Origin of the sequence: uncultured Sphingomonas sp. (genome assembly GCF_913777625.1) — a bacterium.
Classification (GTDB): domain Bacteria; phylum Pseudomonadota; class Alphaproteobacteria; order Sphingomonadales; family Sphingomonadaceae; genus Sphingomonas.
The window spans coordinates 1-12,415 of sequence record NZ_CAJYTI010000002.1 but is presented as its reverse complement, the minus strand read 5'-3'; the positions used below and the strand labels follow the sequence as shown (position 1 = coordinate 12,415).

The window sequence follows — 12,415 nt, the reverse complement described above, 5'->3', positions numbered from 1 at the left end:
AATCAATGGCCTTCGGAGGCGCCGAACATCGCCTTGGCGTAAGTGACGCCCAGGCCGTAGGCACCAGCCCACTGCTTCGCGATGCCGGTGGTGGACTCGTAGGTCTCGCCGCGCGCCCAATCGCGCTGCAGCTCGAGCAGATATTGGAGGGAGGTCATCGGTACCGCGCCCAGCTGGATCATCCGCTCCACCGCACGCTCATGCGCCTCGGTCGAGACGTCGCCGCAGGCATCGGTGATCACATAGGCCTCGAAGCCCTGGTCGATCGCCGAAGCGACGGGTCCGACGATGCAGACGCTGGTCCAGAGCCCCGCGAACACGATGCGCGGCTTGGCGATGCGGTTCACTTCCTCGATCACCGCGGCGTCTTCCCAGGTGTTCATCGAGGTGCGGTCGAGCAACGTCTGGCCGGGAAACGCATCGGTCACTTCGCTGAACATCGGGCCGGAGAAGCTCTTCTCGGCCACCGTGGTCAGGATCGTCGGCACGTCGAACGACTTGGCGGCGCGGCTGACCAGCCCGGCATTGTTGCGCAGGATCGTCGCGTCGATCGACTTGGTGGCGAAGGCCATCTGCGACTGGAAATCGATCAGCACCAGCGCATGGTTGGTCGGCGAAAGCAGCGACGTGCCCGGCGTGGGGGTGGCGGTGATGGTCATGGTGCGGCTCCTGTTGCTGCCGGGGTCCGGCGTCGATGGGGGCAGAATAGCCGGCGCGAATTTTCCGAAAACTCGGATAATTTTGCTCGAACTGTTCCATTCTTTAGAATAGTTGGCGCGATACGCCGCCGTGCAGGCCGAACGACGAACCGCCGCCGGCAGCCCTAGGCCCCCGCAGAGGAACGGTATTGGACAGGATTGATGCGTTCGGGCGCTGCCGCCCGGGGCGGGTAGCCGCGCCTAGAGCTCGATCAGCCCGCGCTTGGCGGCGATCGTCACCGCATGGGTGCGATCGCGCGCGCCGAGCTTGGCGAACACCGCCTTCATGTGGCCCTTCACCGTCTCTTCGGAGAGGTCGAGCCGGGCGGCGATCTGCTTGTTCGAATTGCCGAGAGCGGCGAGCGTAAGAACGGAGGCCTCCCGCGCGGTGAGATCCTCGTCGAGTACGTGCAACGCGATGGCGGTCGCGACACTGGCATCGAGGTGCTTGCCGCCATGATGCACCGATCGGATCGCCTCGAGCAGTTGGTTGCGCAGGCTGGCCTTGAGCAGATAGCCCATCGCCCCTGCCCGCAATGCCTTCAGCGCGCGGCCATCGCCGGCATAGGTGGTGAGCACGATGATCCTTGCGTCGGGCGAAGCCGCACGGATCGCGGTGATCGCATCGAGGCCGGACATCTCGGCCATCTGCAGATCCATCAGCACCAGGTCGGGCTGGAGCCGGGCATATTCGCGGATCGCCTCCGCTCCGCCGCCGGCCTCGCCGACGATTTCCATGTCGTCCTGCGTCGAAACGACTGCGCGCACCCCTTCGCGCAGCAGCACATGATCGTCGACCAACAGGATGCGGATCGGCGCGGCGCCGTGCGCGCCCACACGTCCGCGGTGCACCCCGGTCAACATGATATGCGCGCTACCTCCTCGAAAGATCTGGATCCTAGCAGTTCCTGCGCGGCGTTGCACCCGGCGTTCAGCGCCACGCGGCGAGCGCGGTGGCGAGCGCGGCAGCGGTTCGCGCGCTGTCGCCGTTGCGAATGTCGAAGGTCCAGCGCATCGTGGCCACGGATCCTGCCGCGGCGTGCGTATCGATCGCGCCCAGCGCGCCTCGCATCATTGCCACGGCGCAGGGCTCTACCTCCGCCGCCGGAAGATCGCGCTCGGACCAGCCTAGCAGGCACCCGACCGAGGCCGCCCCGATCCGGAGCGCCGCGTGCATCGCCAGCGCGGTGAGGTTGCCCAACGCCGCCGGCTGGGCGGACAGCGATGCCCCCATGCCGATCAGCATGAGCGCTCCGGCGTGGACCGGCGCGGGCGGCCGGGTGAGCATCAGCGTCTCGCCGAAGCCGCCGGTGAAGATGCCCCCGGCGCGCAGCCGGGAAAGGGTACCATGCAGCGCATGATCGATCGCGTCGGCGCCGCCGCGATCGCCGCGCGCCACGTCCTTTTCGAGCATGCCGACGATCAGCAGATCGTCCGCCGCGTGCACGACATCGATCTGGGCAGCGGCGAACGTGACGCCGCGCCACGCCCCGATGGCGCGCGAAACCGGATCCCCCATGGTGGCGCGCGTCAGCCCCGCTGCTGCCAGACGCGTCGCCAGGCGAGCGGCGTCGTCCCCACCAGCCGGCGGAACAGCCGGGTAAGGTGTGCCTGGTCGCTCAGCCCGCAGGCACAGGCAATCTCCGACAGCGTATCCTGCGTATCGCGCATCATCGCTTGGGCGCGGCGGATGCGCTGGCGGACGACATAGCCGTGGGGAGTCTCGCCGGTACTCACCTTGAACGCGCGACAGAAATGGCCGGTGCTGAGCTGGGCGACTCCGGCCAGGGTGGACGTGAAGATCGGTCCTTGCAGGTGTGCCTCGACATGCGCGGAAACACGGCGCAGCTGCCAGCCGGCCAGACCGCCCTTCGCCAACCCGTCCGGCCGCGATACGCGCCCGGCAAGCACCTGCGCACCGGTCTCGCACGACGCGCCGCGCGCGAGCAGGTGCGACAGCTGCTCCAGATAGCTTCGAGCCATCGGCGGATCCGCGTCCAGCGAGCGCGTCGCGCCGGCGAGCAGTGCCGCCAGGGCCGGATCTCCGCCCGAGGATATGGGCGTGCCGGCATCGATCAAAGCCTGGTGATACATGGTTCCATCCCCGTCTTGCGGGATGGAGTTTCGCGCCTCTCGGCCGCGGGCGGAATTGAACCTCCGCTGCCTGCGGCAGTGCTTTGATTGGGGGCAGCTATACCTAGGTTTGTGTAGACGGCGCGCCGGGCCCGAACGGCAGGATCGTCTCCAGCGTGGTGAGCGGCGGGGCGCCCGGCACAACGGCACCGTGGCGAAGCAGGAAGACATGGCGGACGATCTCCGCCTGCTGCTCGATGCCGTAGCGCGCCAGCATCCAGCCGGGCTTGATGGTATAGTGATAGCGGCAGAAGGGATGCCGGCGCAGCACCAGGTTCACGCCCTGCTGGTGCTGCCAGACATGCACCATCTCATGGATGAAGTGCGCCTGCAGCATCAGCCCAGCCTCGGCGAAGCAGTCGCGATAGGCGTCCCCCGCCGGATGAAAGTGGAGATGACCGCGCGGCGCCATCGTCACGTTGCGCGGCTGGAAGGGGAACCATTTGCGACGATGGACGCGCACCGCCCCCAATGCGATCGCATCCCCGAACATATCGCGCGCCAGCACCTGTTCGGCCAGGCTGAGTCCGCGGCCCTCGGCCGGCGCCGGCCGCGTATCGCCATCGGCGGAGGATCGCAAAGGCCCCGGGTGCACCATCCTCCTCCAAATGGGGTCCGGCGCTGCCGCTGTCAAAGATCCGCCGGAAATCGGCATGCCGATTTCCCGAAGACGCAACAACTTCGACATAAATAGTTCATATCAAAATATATTTTCAGATTCACGTCCCCGCGATGCCGCGCGCACGCTCTCCCCGGGAGACCGCGCTATCCCGGTCACGAACCTTTCGGGGAGGCTTAGAATGCAGTGGAGACGTGCTTCCGATTGCCTGGTCATGGGGCTCGCCCTGGTCGCCGCAACGCCGGCAGCAGCCGATGTGCTGGATCATGACAAGGTACGACAGATCGCCGCCAATGCATCGGCGGTGGAATTCTATTACCAGCCGATGATCGCCGACGGCCCGGATGCCTGCAACAACTATCCGGCGGTGGACCAATGGGGTAACGTTAGCGGCGGACTGTATCCGTCGGGGGCGCCGGACGGCCATTGTCGCGGCACCAACGGCCAAGTCTATTCGCGCATGGCCGAATATTACAACAAGTGCGCGATCATGTATGCCTATTATTTCCCCAAGGACCAGCCGCCCAACTATCTCGGCGCATTCGGTGGCCACCGGCATGACTGGGAAAGCATCGTAGTGTGGACCGAAGGCTGCTATGTCGGTGCCAAGATCGTGAAGGTCAATTATTCAACCCACGGCAAATATTCGGTGAACACCAACCCGCCGCTCTTCATGGGCGCCACCGGCTATCTGACCAACGGCATGCACCCGCGGCTGACCTACCATGCCACCTATCTCGGTTTCGCCGATCACGTCATCGATCCCACGCTCGACAACGGCCGCACCCAGCCGCTGATCAGCTGGGACCGCCTTCCCGCACCGGCGAAGGCCACGCTCAACACCTATGATTTCGGCGCCGCCAATGTGCCGATGAAGGATGGCGGCGATTATTGGAAGAACCTCCAAAAGGCTTGGGCTTCCACCGACGTTCACAACCCCTAAGGGGTTGCACCGGCCGGGCCGCGTCCCCGCAACGGCAGCAGCCCGGCCAACGCGTCAGCGGATCGCCAGCCCCGTCCACTTGGCGGCGAACGCCCAGGTGTCGGCGGTTTCCTCGATCACCTTGTCGGTCGGCTTGCCCGAGCCATGGCCGGCGCGCGTCTCGATGCGGATCAGGTGGGGCCTGTCGCCGATCTGCGCATGCTGCAGCGCCGCGGTGTATTTGAAGCTGTGCCCGGGAACGACGCGGTCGTCGGTATCCGCCGTGCTCACCAGGATCGCCGGATAGTCCACGCCGCTCTTGATGTTGTGATAGGGCGAATAGGCGTAGAGCCGCTTGAAATCCGCTTCCTTCGACGGATAGCCATAGTCGTCCACCCAGTAGCGGCCGGCGGTGAACCGGTCGAAACGGGTCATGTCCATCACGCCCACCGCCGGCAGCGCCGCCCCGAACAGGTCCGGGCGCTGGTTGGTGACCGCGCCGACCAGCAGACCGCCGTTCGATCCGCCCTGGATCGCCAGCTGGCCCTTGCCGGTCACGCCCTGCTGGATCAGGAATTCGCCCGCCGCGATGAAATCGTCGAACACATTCTGCTTGTTGGCGAGGCGGCCGCCATCGTGCCACGCCTTGCCATATTCGCCGCCGCCGCGGATGTTCGCGACGACATAGACGCCGCCCTGCTCCAGCCAGGCGAGCCGCCCGGCCGAGAAGCCCGGCGTGATCGGGATGTTGAACCCGCCATAGCCGTAGAGGATCGTGGGCGCGGGCCCCGTGACGCTCTTCTTCTTGACGATGAACATCGGGACGCGCGTGCCGTCCTTCGAGGCGTAGAAGCGCTGCTCGACCGCATAGTCCTGCGGGTCGAACGCCACCTTCGGCTGCGCCCAAGGCTCGGCCTTGCCGGTCTTCACGTCGTAGCGAAAGATCGTCGTCGGATAGTTGAAGCTGGTGAAGGCGAAGAAGGTCTCGCCGTCATGCGGGTGCCCGCCAAAGCCGCTGGCGGTGCCGATGCCCGGCAGCGCCACCTTGCCGTCGGGCTTGCCGTCGAGCGTGTAGCGGCGCACCTCGGTGGCGGCATCGACCATGTAGCTGAGGATCAGCCGGTCGCCGACGATCGACTGGCCGGCCAGCGTCTCTTTCTGTTCGGGCACCACCTCGTGCGGCGTCAGCGCAGGATCGGCGAGGTCGATGGTGACGATGCGCTGGCGCGGCGCACCCGCATCGGTCGCGAACCAGAACTTGGTGCCGACATTGCCGATCGGCGACCAGTCATTCGTCAGCGTGCCGATGACGGTCTTCGCCTTGCCTGCGGGATCCTTCAGATCGACGATGTGGACGAGGTTCTTGTTGTCCGTCCCCTCGCTGGTGGTGATCACCAGATAGCGGCCATCGTCGGTGATGCCGGCATAATGGCTTCGCTTCGGCGTGTCCGGCGTCTCATAGACCAGCCGGTCCGCGCTCTGCGGCGTGCCGAGCTTGTGGAAATAGACCCGGTGGTTCTCGTTCAGCGCCTGGAACTTGGCATCCGCCGCCGGCTCGGGATAGCGCGAATAGAAGAAGCCGCTGCCGTCCTTGGCCCAGCTCACCCCCATGGTGAACTTGGCCCAGCTCACCGTGTCGCCGGTGTCCTTGCCGGTCGCGACGTCGAGCACCTTGATCGTGCGCCAGTCGGTGCCGCCGTCCTGGATCGAATAGGCGAGCAGCTTGCCGTCCTCGCTCGGCAGCCATTCGGCGAGCGCAGTCGCGCCGTCCTTCGACCAGCCATTGGGATCGATCAGCACCCGTCCCTGCCCGTTCAGGCCATCGCGCACAAACAGCACCGCCTGGTTCTGCAGGCCGCTGTTGTGCGCGTAGAAATAATGGCCGCCCTTCTGCTCGGGCACGCCGAAGCGCTCGTAATCGAACAGCTGCTTGATCCGCGCCTTGAACGCGTCGCGGCCCGGCAGCGTCGCCAGATAGGCGTCGGTCACCTTGTTCTCGGCCTCGACCCAGGCGGCGACTTCCTTGTCATTGCGGACGTCGTTTTCCAGCCAGCGATAGGGATCGGCGACCTTCACCCCGAACTGCTCGTCCACCACATCGACGCGGCGGGTGTCGGGATAGGCGAACTTGGTCATCGGCGCGGTCGTCTCCGGCTTGGTGGTCTGGGCGTAGGCGGGGCTGGCAAGCAGCAGCGGCAGGATCAATGCACGGCGCATTCAAGGGCTCCCTGAGAATGCAGCCACCCTAGGCAGCCCTGCCCGGCGGCTCAAGCCAGACCGTTGGTCTCGATCGCCCAGGCGAAGACGGCGAGCGGAGAAAGCGCCAGGAGCGCCGCGATCCAGGCGCCGATATCGACCGGCGCGGCCGTGCGCGCCCGTTTGGAGTTGCGAGTCATGGTAGGTCTCCAGCGCCGCCAGTCGAGGCAGCGCAGCCTTGTCGTTCGGGCGCGGAGATGGGGTGGCGCAGTGAAACTGCAAGCGAAACGAAACTTCGCGGTCTGCAAGCAAAACTGGGCAAACGAAAAGGGCGGCCGCTGCTGCGACCGCCCTTCCCTTGTTCGGTTCGAACGACGTGCCGATCAGGCGGCTTCGTCGAAATCCTCGTCCGAGAGCACCGGACCCGAATCCTGGCCCTTGGCCGAGACGTCGCGGTCGACGAACTCGATGATCGCCATCGGCGACGCGTCCGAGGCGCGGATGCCGGCCTTGATGATGCGAGTGTAGCCGCCGTTGCGATCGGCATAGCGCGCGGCCAGCACGTCGAACAGCTTCACCAGCTGGGCGTCGTCCAGCAGGCGGGCGTGCGCCAGACGACGGTTCGAAAGGCCACCCTTCTTGGCGAGGGTGACGAGCTTCTCGACGTACGGACGCAGTTCCTTCGCCTTGGCGACGGTGGTGGTGATCTGCTCGTGCTTGATCAGCGCGGCCGACATGTTGCGGAACAGAGCCGCGCGATGGGCCGAGGTACGCTGCAGCTTACGACCGCCTACACGATGGCGCATGATTCAATCCTTTCGTTCGTCCGGCAGCCGTTCAAGGTACTGCCGACCAGGCGGTGAAACAGGGCCACCGCCCAAAACCCGACTCACGATGCCGTGAAGCGCTGGCTAAAAGCGAAATTCCCACCGAGAGTCAAGCGCCAGGCCCTGAAAACCGCCGTTTCCTGGCCACCGCGATTATCTTCGCACCCCCGATAAGGAAAGCCAGACTCGCCAGGACCGCAAGAGCCAGAAACCCCACACCGACCTCGAAACCAACGGGGTTGGTCGTCAGGCCGGAATACAGCTTGGGCCGATCCGACACGAGAAGCTCGCCGCGCCAGATCGCGTCTGCTGCACGCCATCCGAAGATCACCACACCCGCGCCGCCCATCGCCATGGCGACCAGACCCACAAATAGGCCCGGACGTGCTCTGTCCGAGCCGGCGAAAAGCGAGATCGATGACGGCACCATGTAGACCGTCATGCGTCGTAACAACCAGATGCCGTCGACGGGCAAGTCGTTGACCAGCCGGAACAGCGCCTCCGCAGCGACAATCGCGCCAAGGGCAAGCAGAAGGAAGCGGAGTCGCGCCATCCTTCAATGGATATCCCACCTGCAGCCGCGCACAAGCGCTGCAACGAAAAAGGGCCCCGCATCGCTACGGAGCCCCTTCTGTACCTTCAGCCGAAGCGGAGATGGGCTCAGCCCATGATCTCCTGTTCGAGCTTCTTGGCCATTTCCTCGATGTTCTCGGGCGGCCAGCCCGGGATTTCCATGCCCAGGCGCAGGCCCATGCTGGAGAGGACTTCCTTGATCTCGTTGAGCGACTTGCGGCCGAAGTTCGGCGTGCGCAGCATCTCGGCTTCGGTCTTCTGGACCAGATCGCCGATATAGATGATGTTGTCGTTCTTGAGGCAGTTGGCCGAGCGGACCGAAAGCTCGAGCTCGTCGACCTTCTTGAGCAGGTAGCGGTTGATCTGCGCGGCATCGCCCGCGCCACCTTCCGCCGGCGCCGCTGCCGGCGCCATGCCGACCGGGGCTGCCCGGGTGATCGACGAATCGTCGAAGTGGACGAACAGCGCCAGCTGGTCCTGCAGGATCCGCGCGGCATAGGCCAGCGAGTCCTCCGGGGTCACCGTGCCGTCGGTCTCGACGGTCAGCGTGAGCTTGTCGTAATCGAGCTCCTGGCCGACGCGGGTGTTCTCGACCTTGTACGAGACCTGCCGGACCGGGCTGAACAGCGCATCGACCGGGATCAGGCCGATCGGCGCATCGGCCGGGCGGTTCGCGGCAGCGGGCACATAGCCCTTGCCCACGTCCGCGGTCAGTTCCATGTTCAGGGTCGCGCCGTCGTCGAGGTGGCAGATCACCAGCTCGGGGTTCATCACTTCGATGTCGCCCGAAACCGCGATGTCACCCGCCTTCACTTCCGCCGGGCCAGTGGCCGACAGCTGCAGACGCTTGGGACCTTCGCCCTGCATCTTGAGCGCGATCTGCTTGACGTTGAGGACGATGTCGGTCACGTCCTCGCGCACGCCGGCGAGCGACGAGAATTCGTGCAGCACGTTCTCGATCTTGATCGAGGTGACCGCCGCGCCCTGCAGCGACGACAGCAGCACACGACGCAGCGCGTTGCCGAGCGTGAGGCCGAAGCCACGCTCCAGCGGCTCGGCGACGAACGTCGACTTCCGCTTGGGATCGCCACCGGGCTTCTTCTCGAGGCCGTTGGGCTTCTTGAGTTCCTGCCAGTTCTTAGCGTTGACCGACACGGGCTTTCCTCATGTTGGGCGGAGGTGAGGCTTCCCCCGCCAGGTAACTACTGCAGGACCGCAGACCCGCCTCAGGGCCTGCGGCGCCAGCAGGACGTATCAGACGCGACGACGCTTCGAGGGACGGACGCCGTTGTGCGGGATCGGGGTCACGTCGCGGATCGAGGTGATCTGGAAGCCGACCGCCTGCAGCGCGCGGAGCGCCGACTCGCGGCCCGAACCCGGACCCTTGACTTCGACCTCGAGGGTACGAACGCCGTGCTCGGCGGCCTTGCGGCCGGCGTCTTCGGCGGCGACCTGCGCGGCGTACGGGGTCGACTTGCGCGAGCCCTTGAAGCCCATCATGCCGGCCGAGGACCAGCTGATCGCGTTGCCCTGCGCGTCGGTGATGGTGATCATGGTGTTATTGAAGCTGGCGTTCACATGCGCGACGCCGGCGGTGATGTTCTTGCGTTCGCGACGGCGAATACGCTGCGGTTCACGTGCCATATGGAAATTCCTGACCTAGAAGCTTGGTGCCTGGAGGCGCTGGGCCTCGGGGAAAGAAGAGCGCGCTGGGGAGCGCAGCTTACTTCTTCTTGCCGGCGATCGGCTTGGCCTTGCCCTTGCGGGTGCGCGCATTGGTGTGCGTGCGCTGGCCGCGGACCGGCAGGCCCTTGCGGTGACGCAGGCCGCGATAGCAGGCCAGGTCCATCAGGCGCTTGATGTTCATCGCGGTCTCGCGACGGAGATCGCCTTCCACCGTGTGATCGGCGTCGATGGTCTCACGGATCTGGAGAACTTCCTGATCCGACAGGTCCTGGACGCGACGATCGGCAGCGATGTTCAGCTTGGCGGCGATCTGCTTCGCCTTGGCCGGACCGATGCCGTGGATATAGGTCAGCGCGATCAATACGCGCTTGTTGGTCGGGAGGTTGACACCCGCAATACGTGCCATGAAACTTGTTCTCCTAGCTCCACGGAGCATGGCATGGCCGCACATGCTCCATCTCAACGCGATGGCCCCCCACGCACGATAGCGACGCACGCAAATCGCACGTCGTCCATCGGGAGTGTTGGAAGGACGGTCAGTTACGGCCCGCGCAACACCCTGTCAAGCGATCGGTTCCGCAAACTTCGTCGATTGCAGCCGCCGGAGCGTCAGCCAGCGGCGAAAGGACACGATCGCCCAGACGATCTCGACCACCCCGAACGGCCAAGCTCCCTGGAGAAAGCCATAGGCCGAGCCTGCGATACAACCGAGCACGAAGCCCAATGTCCACCAGTGCGCGCCCGATTCCATCGCGTAACAGACCAGGGTGAAGGACACGGCGGCCAGGCCGAACAGGGAAAGCGAATCCATGACGAGGGGATGTAGAGCCCTGAAGGGGAGGGGCAACCCTAATCCTCCCCGGCACGGGGAGGTGGCAGGCCGAAGGCCTGACGGAGGGGGGCCTCACACAGGACGCCCTTTGCCGCACGCCCCCTCCACCAGCTTCGCTGGTCCCCCTCCCCGTGCCGGGGAGGATTTAGGGGATAATCAACCGCGCGATCAGGCCGGGTGCATTATCGCCCAGCTCGAATCGCCCGCCATGCAGCCGCGCCACCGCCTCGATCAGCGCCATGCCCAGCCCCGCCCCCGGCGTCGTGCGCGCCGTGTCGAGTCGGCCGAACCGCTTCAGCGCCTGGGCGCGGTCCGCCTCCGCGATACCCGGACCATGATCCTCCACCTGGAAGACGATGCCCTCCGCCCCGTCACTCAGCCGAAGGGTCACCTGCCCGCCCGAGGCGCCGTGTTTCAGCGCATTGTCGATCAGGTTCGACAGCGCCTGACTCATCAGTTCGCGGTGCAGCGGCAAGGGTGCGGGCCGCGCCTCGACCTCGATCAGGAAGCGAAGCCCTGCATCCTCGGCGACCGGCGCATAGAGTTCGCCGATTTCCTCGACCAACTCCACCGGCGAGGCCAGGGTGAAGCGGTCGCGCGTCACCGATTCGGACCGGCTGATCTCGATCACCATGGTCAGCATGCGCATGATCAGGTCGGTTTCGACCAGCAGCCCGCCCAGCGCCGCCTCGCGCTGCGCGGGGTCGGCGATCAGTACCGCCTGCTCGGTCTTGGTCCGCAAGCGCGCCAGCGGCGAGCGCAGGTCGTGCGCCAGGCTGTCGGTGACGACGCGCAGTTCGGCCATCAGCTGCTCGATCTTGCCCAGCATCGCATTCAGCCGCTCGGCCAGCCGGTCGAAGGCGTCGCCTTCATCGTCGCCCGCGCGCACCTGCGACACGCGCCGCGTCAGGTCGCCCTCGCCCGCCGCGTCGATCACCGCGACGATGGTGTTCAGCCGCCCCGCGACATAGCGCGCCAGCACCAGCCCCGTGCCGACCCCCAGCATCAGCGACAGGAACACCGCCAGCGCCAGCGCCCGCTCGATCGCGACTTGTTGCGCCTCGATCAGGTCGAGCGGCCGCCCGACCAGCAACCAGTCGCCACCGATGGGATGCAGCGTATAGCCCGCCTCGCGCGAGGCCCATACGCCGTCGCGGCCCAGCACCGCCACCCGGAACGGCGTATCGGCCAGCGGCACCGCCAGATGACGCGGCGCATAGCCCGCCACCCGGTGCCCCTGCGGATCGAAGATGGCCAGCACCAGCGACACGTCGCCGGGCTCGCGCGCTTCCTTGATCGCATCGGCCAGCGCCGGGAGCGCGCCCGTGCGCCACACGGCCCGCAGCGCATCGGCCTGTTCGACGATCTCGCGGTGGAGCGCCGCCACCGCGTCCGCACTGGTCTGCTTCCAGATAAAACCGACCAGGGCCAGATTGGACACCAGCGCCAAGGCGATCGACAGCAGCGCGATCCGCGCCGAGATCGTCAGGCGAAGCTTCACCCTTCGACGGCCAGCCTGTAACCCGCGCCGCGAACGGTGTGCAGGATCGGCGTGCCGAACCCTTCCTCCAGCTTGCGCCGCAGCCGCCCGATATGGACGTCGACCACGTTGGAACCCGGGTCGAAATGGTAATTCCAGATCTTCTCCAGCATCATCGTGCGGGTGACGACTTGGCCGGCATGGCGCGCCAGGAATTCCAGCAAGTTGAACTCACGCGCGCCGACCGGGATGATCTTGCCCGCCCGCGTCACGGTGCGCGCCAACAGGTCGATCTCAAGGTCACCGACCGACAACTTGGTGCGGGTCGGCTCGGACGCCGCCCGGTCGGACCGGCGCACCAACGCCTCGATCCGCGCCGACAGCTCGGCGAAGGAGAAGGGCTTGCACAGATAATCGTCCGCGCCCGCCTTCAGCCCATCGACCCGGTC

General features: G+C 66.0%; 16 protein-coding genes. 1 reads left to right on the top strand and 15 read right to left on the bottom strand.

Annotated features, from left to right (window positions below):
* Nucleotides 1-2 precede the first annotated feature (2 nt).
* The 5 genes from QZ814_RS01075 to QZ814_RS01055 all read right to left on the bottom strand — a co-directional run bounded on the left by QZ814_RS01075 (nucleotide 3) and on the right by QZ814_RS01055 (nucleotide 3,324).
* Nucleotides 3-659 (bottom strand): hydrolase, encoded by a 657-nt coding sequence (locus QZ814_RS01075; protein ID WP_294329188.1) that lies wholly within the window; start codon nucleotides 657-659, stop codon nucleotides 3-5.
* A 240-nt stretch (nucleotides 660-899) separates the two neighbouring features.
* Complete coding sequence (locus QZ814_RS01070; protein ID WP_294329186.1) at nucleotides 900-1,550, bottom strand: response regulator transcription factor; 651 nt, start codon at nucleotides 1,548-1,550, stop codon at nucleotides 900-902.
* A gap of 79 nt (nucleotides 1,551-1,629) precedes the next feature.
* On the bottom strand, nucleotides 1,630-2,217 hold the full coding sequence (locus QZ814_RS01065; RefSeq protein WP_294329185.1) for a M17 family peptidase N-terminal domain-containing protein: 588 nt from the start codon (nucleotides 2,215-2,217) through the stop codon (nucleotides 1,630-1,632).
* An 11-nt stretch (nucleotides 2,218-2,228) separates the two neighbouring features.
* Nucleotides 2,229-2,792: an AraC family transcriptional regulator gene (locus tag QZ814_RS01060; RefSeq protein WP_294329184.1), complete on the bottom strand. Its 564-nt coding sequence runs from the start codon at nucleotides 2,790-2,792 to the stop codon at nucleotides 2,229-2,231.
* A gap of 103 nt (nucleotides 2,793-2,895) precedes the next feature.
* Nucleotides 2,896-3,324 (bottom strand): vgr related protein, encoded by a 429-nt coding sequence (locus tag QZ814_RS01055; protein WP_294329261.1) that lies wholly within the window; start codon nucleotides 3,322-3,324, stop codon nucleotides 2,896-2,898.
* A gap of 340 nt (nucleotides 3,325-3,664) precedes the next feature.
* Between QZ814_RS01055 and QZ814_RS01050 the strand changes: the two genes are divergently transcribed.
* Nucleotides 3,665-4,393: an NPP1 family protein gene (locus QZ814_RS01050; RefSeq protein ID WP_294329183.1), complete on the top strand. Its 729-nt coding sequence runs from the start codon at nucleotides 3,665-3,667 to the stop codon at nucleotides 4,391-4,393.
* A gap of 54 nt (nucleotides 4,394-4,447) precedes the next feature.
* On the opposite strand, the gene QZ814_RS01045 is transcribed toward QZ814_RS01050, so the two are convergent.
* From QZ814_RS01045 to QZ814_RS01000, 10 genes are all read right to left on the bottom strand, one after another.
* A complete protein-coding gene (locus QZ814_RS01045) occupies nucleotides 4,448-6,589 on the bottom strand; it encodes a prolyl oligopeptidase family serine peptidase (RefSeq protein ID WP_294329182.1) in 2,142 nt (713 codons plus the stop codon).
* A 50-nt stretch (nucleotides 6,590-6,639) separates the two neighbouring features.
* Nucleotides 6,640-6,768: a hypothetical protein gene (locus tag QZ814_RS01040; RefSeq protein WP_294329181.1), complete on the bottom strand. Its 129-nt coding sequence runs from the start codon at nucleotides 6,766-6,768 to the stop codon at nucleotides 6,640-6,642.
* Nucleotides 6,769-6,951: 183 nt separating this feature from the next.
* The gene (rplQ, locus tag QZ814_RS01035) at nucleotides 6,952-7,374 is read right to left on the bottom strand and encodes a 50S ribosomal protein L17 (RefSeq protein WP_294329179.1); all 423 of its coding nucleotides are present in this window, start codon (nucleotides 7,372-7,374) and stop codon (nucleotides 6,952-6,954) included.
* A 130-nt stretch (nucleotides 7,375-7,504) separates the two neighbouring features.
* Complete coding sequence (locus QZ814_RS01030) at nucleotides 7,505-7,948, bottom strand: hypothetical protein (protein WP_294329178.1); 444 nt, start codon at nucleotides 7,946-7,948, stop codon at nucleotides 7,505-7,507.
* Nucleotides 7,949-8,055: 107 nt separating this feature from the next.
* Nucleotides 8,056-9,123, bottom strand: coding sequence for a DNA-directed RNA polymerase subunit alpha (locus QZ814_RS01025; RefSeq protein WP_294329176.1), 1,068 nt, complete (start codon nucleotides 9,121-9,123; stop codon nucleotides 8,056-8,058).
* Nucleotides 9,124-9,222: 99 nt separating this feature from the next.
* The gene (gene rpsK, locus QZ814_RS01020; protein ID WP_010545745.1) at nucleotides 9,223-9,612 is read right to left on the bottom strand and encodes a 30S ribosomal protein S11; all 390 of its coding nucleotides are present in this window, start codon (nucleotides 9,610-9,612) and stop codon (nucleotides 9,223-9,225) included.
* Between the two features lie 79 nt (nucleotides 9,613-9,691).
* Nucleotides 9,692-10,060, bottom strand: coding sequence for a 30S ribosomal protein S13 (gene rpsM / locus QZ814_RS01015; RefSeq protein ID WP_058718060.1), 369 nt, complete (start codon nucleotides 10,058-10,060; stop codon nucleotides 9,692-9,694).
* 156 nt (nucleotides 10,061-10,216) lie between these two features.
* On the bottom strand, nucleotides 10,217-10,465 hold the full coding sequence (locus tag QZ814_RS01010) for a hypothetical protein (protein ID WP_294279227.1): 249 nt from the start codon (nucleotides 10,463-10,465) through the stop codon (nucleotides 10,217-10,219).
* A 166-nt stretch (nucleotides 10,466-10,631) separates the two neighbouring features.
* Nucleotides 10,632-11,987 carry a HAMP domain-containing sensor histidine kinase gene (locus QZ814_RS01005; RefSeq protein WP_294329174.1) on the bottom strand — a complete coding sequence of 452 codons (1,356 nt, stop codon included), beginning with the start codon at nucleotides 11,985-11,987 and terminating at the stop codon, nucleotides 10,632-10,634.
* Nucleotides 11,984-12,415 (bottom strand): response regulator transcription factor (locus QZ814_RS01000; RefSeq protein WP_294329173.1); only part of this gene is annotated, 432 nt, incomplete at its 5' end. The genes QZ814_RS01005 and QZ814_RS01000, both read right to left, overlap by 4 nt.

Bases quoted from the DNA above. Each gene is read 5' to 3' on its own strand.
- QZ814_RS01075 (WP_294329188.1), bottom strand. From the start codon at position 659: ATGACCATCACCGCCACCCCCACGCCGGGCACGTCGCTGCTTTCGCCG.
- QZ814_RS01010 (WP_294279227.1), bottom strand. From the start codon at position 10,465: ATGGATTCGCTTTCCCTGTTCGGCCTGGCCGCCGTGTCCTTCACCCTG.
- QZ814_RS01050 (WP_294329183.1), top strand. From the start codon at position 3,665: ATGGGGCTCGCCCTGGTCGCCGCAACGCCGGCAGCAGCCGATGTGCTG.
- QZ814_RS01045 (WP_294329182.1), bottom strand. From the start codon at position 6,589: ATGCGCCGTGCATTGATCCTGCCGCTGCTGCTTGCCAGCCCCGCCTAC.
- rpsM (WP_058718060.1), bottom strand. From the start codon at position 10,060: ATGGCACGTATTGCGGGTGTCAACCTCCCGACCAACAAGCGCGTATTG.
- rpsK (WP_010545745.1), bottom strand. From the start codon at position 9,612: ATGGCACGTGAACCGCAGCGTATTCGCCGTCGCGAACGCAAGAACATC.
- QZ814_RS01055 (WP_294329261.1), bottom strand. From the start codon at position 3,324: ATGTTCGGGGATGCGATCGCATTGGGGGCGGTGCGCGTCCATCGTCGC.
- QZ814_RS01060 (WP_294329184.1), bottom strand. From the start codon at position 2,792: ATGTATCACCAGGCTTTGATCGATGCCGGCACGCCCATATCCTCGGGC.
- QZ814_RS01030 (WP_294329178.1), bottom strand. From the start codon at position 7,948: ATGGCGCGACTCCGCTTCCTTCTGCTTGCCCTTGGCGCGATTGTCGCT.
- QZ814_RS01065 (WP_294329185.1), bottom strand. From the start codon at position 2,217: ATGGGGGATCCGGTTTCGCGCGCCATCGGGGCGTGGCGCGGCGTCACG.
- QZ814_RS01040 (WP_294329181.1), bottom strand. From the start codon at position 6,768: ATGACTCGCAACTCCAAACGGGCGCGCACGGCCGCGCCGGTCGATATC.
- rplQ (WP_294329179.1), bottom strand. From the start codon at position 7,374: ATGCGCCATCGTGTAGGCGGTCGTAAGCTGCAGCGTACCTCGGCCCAT.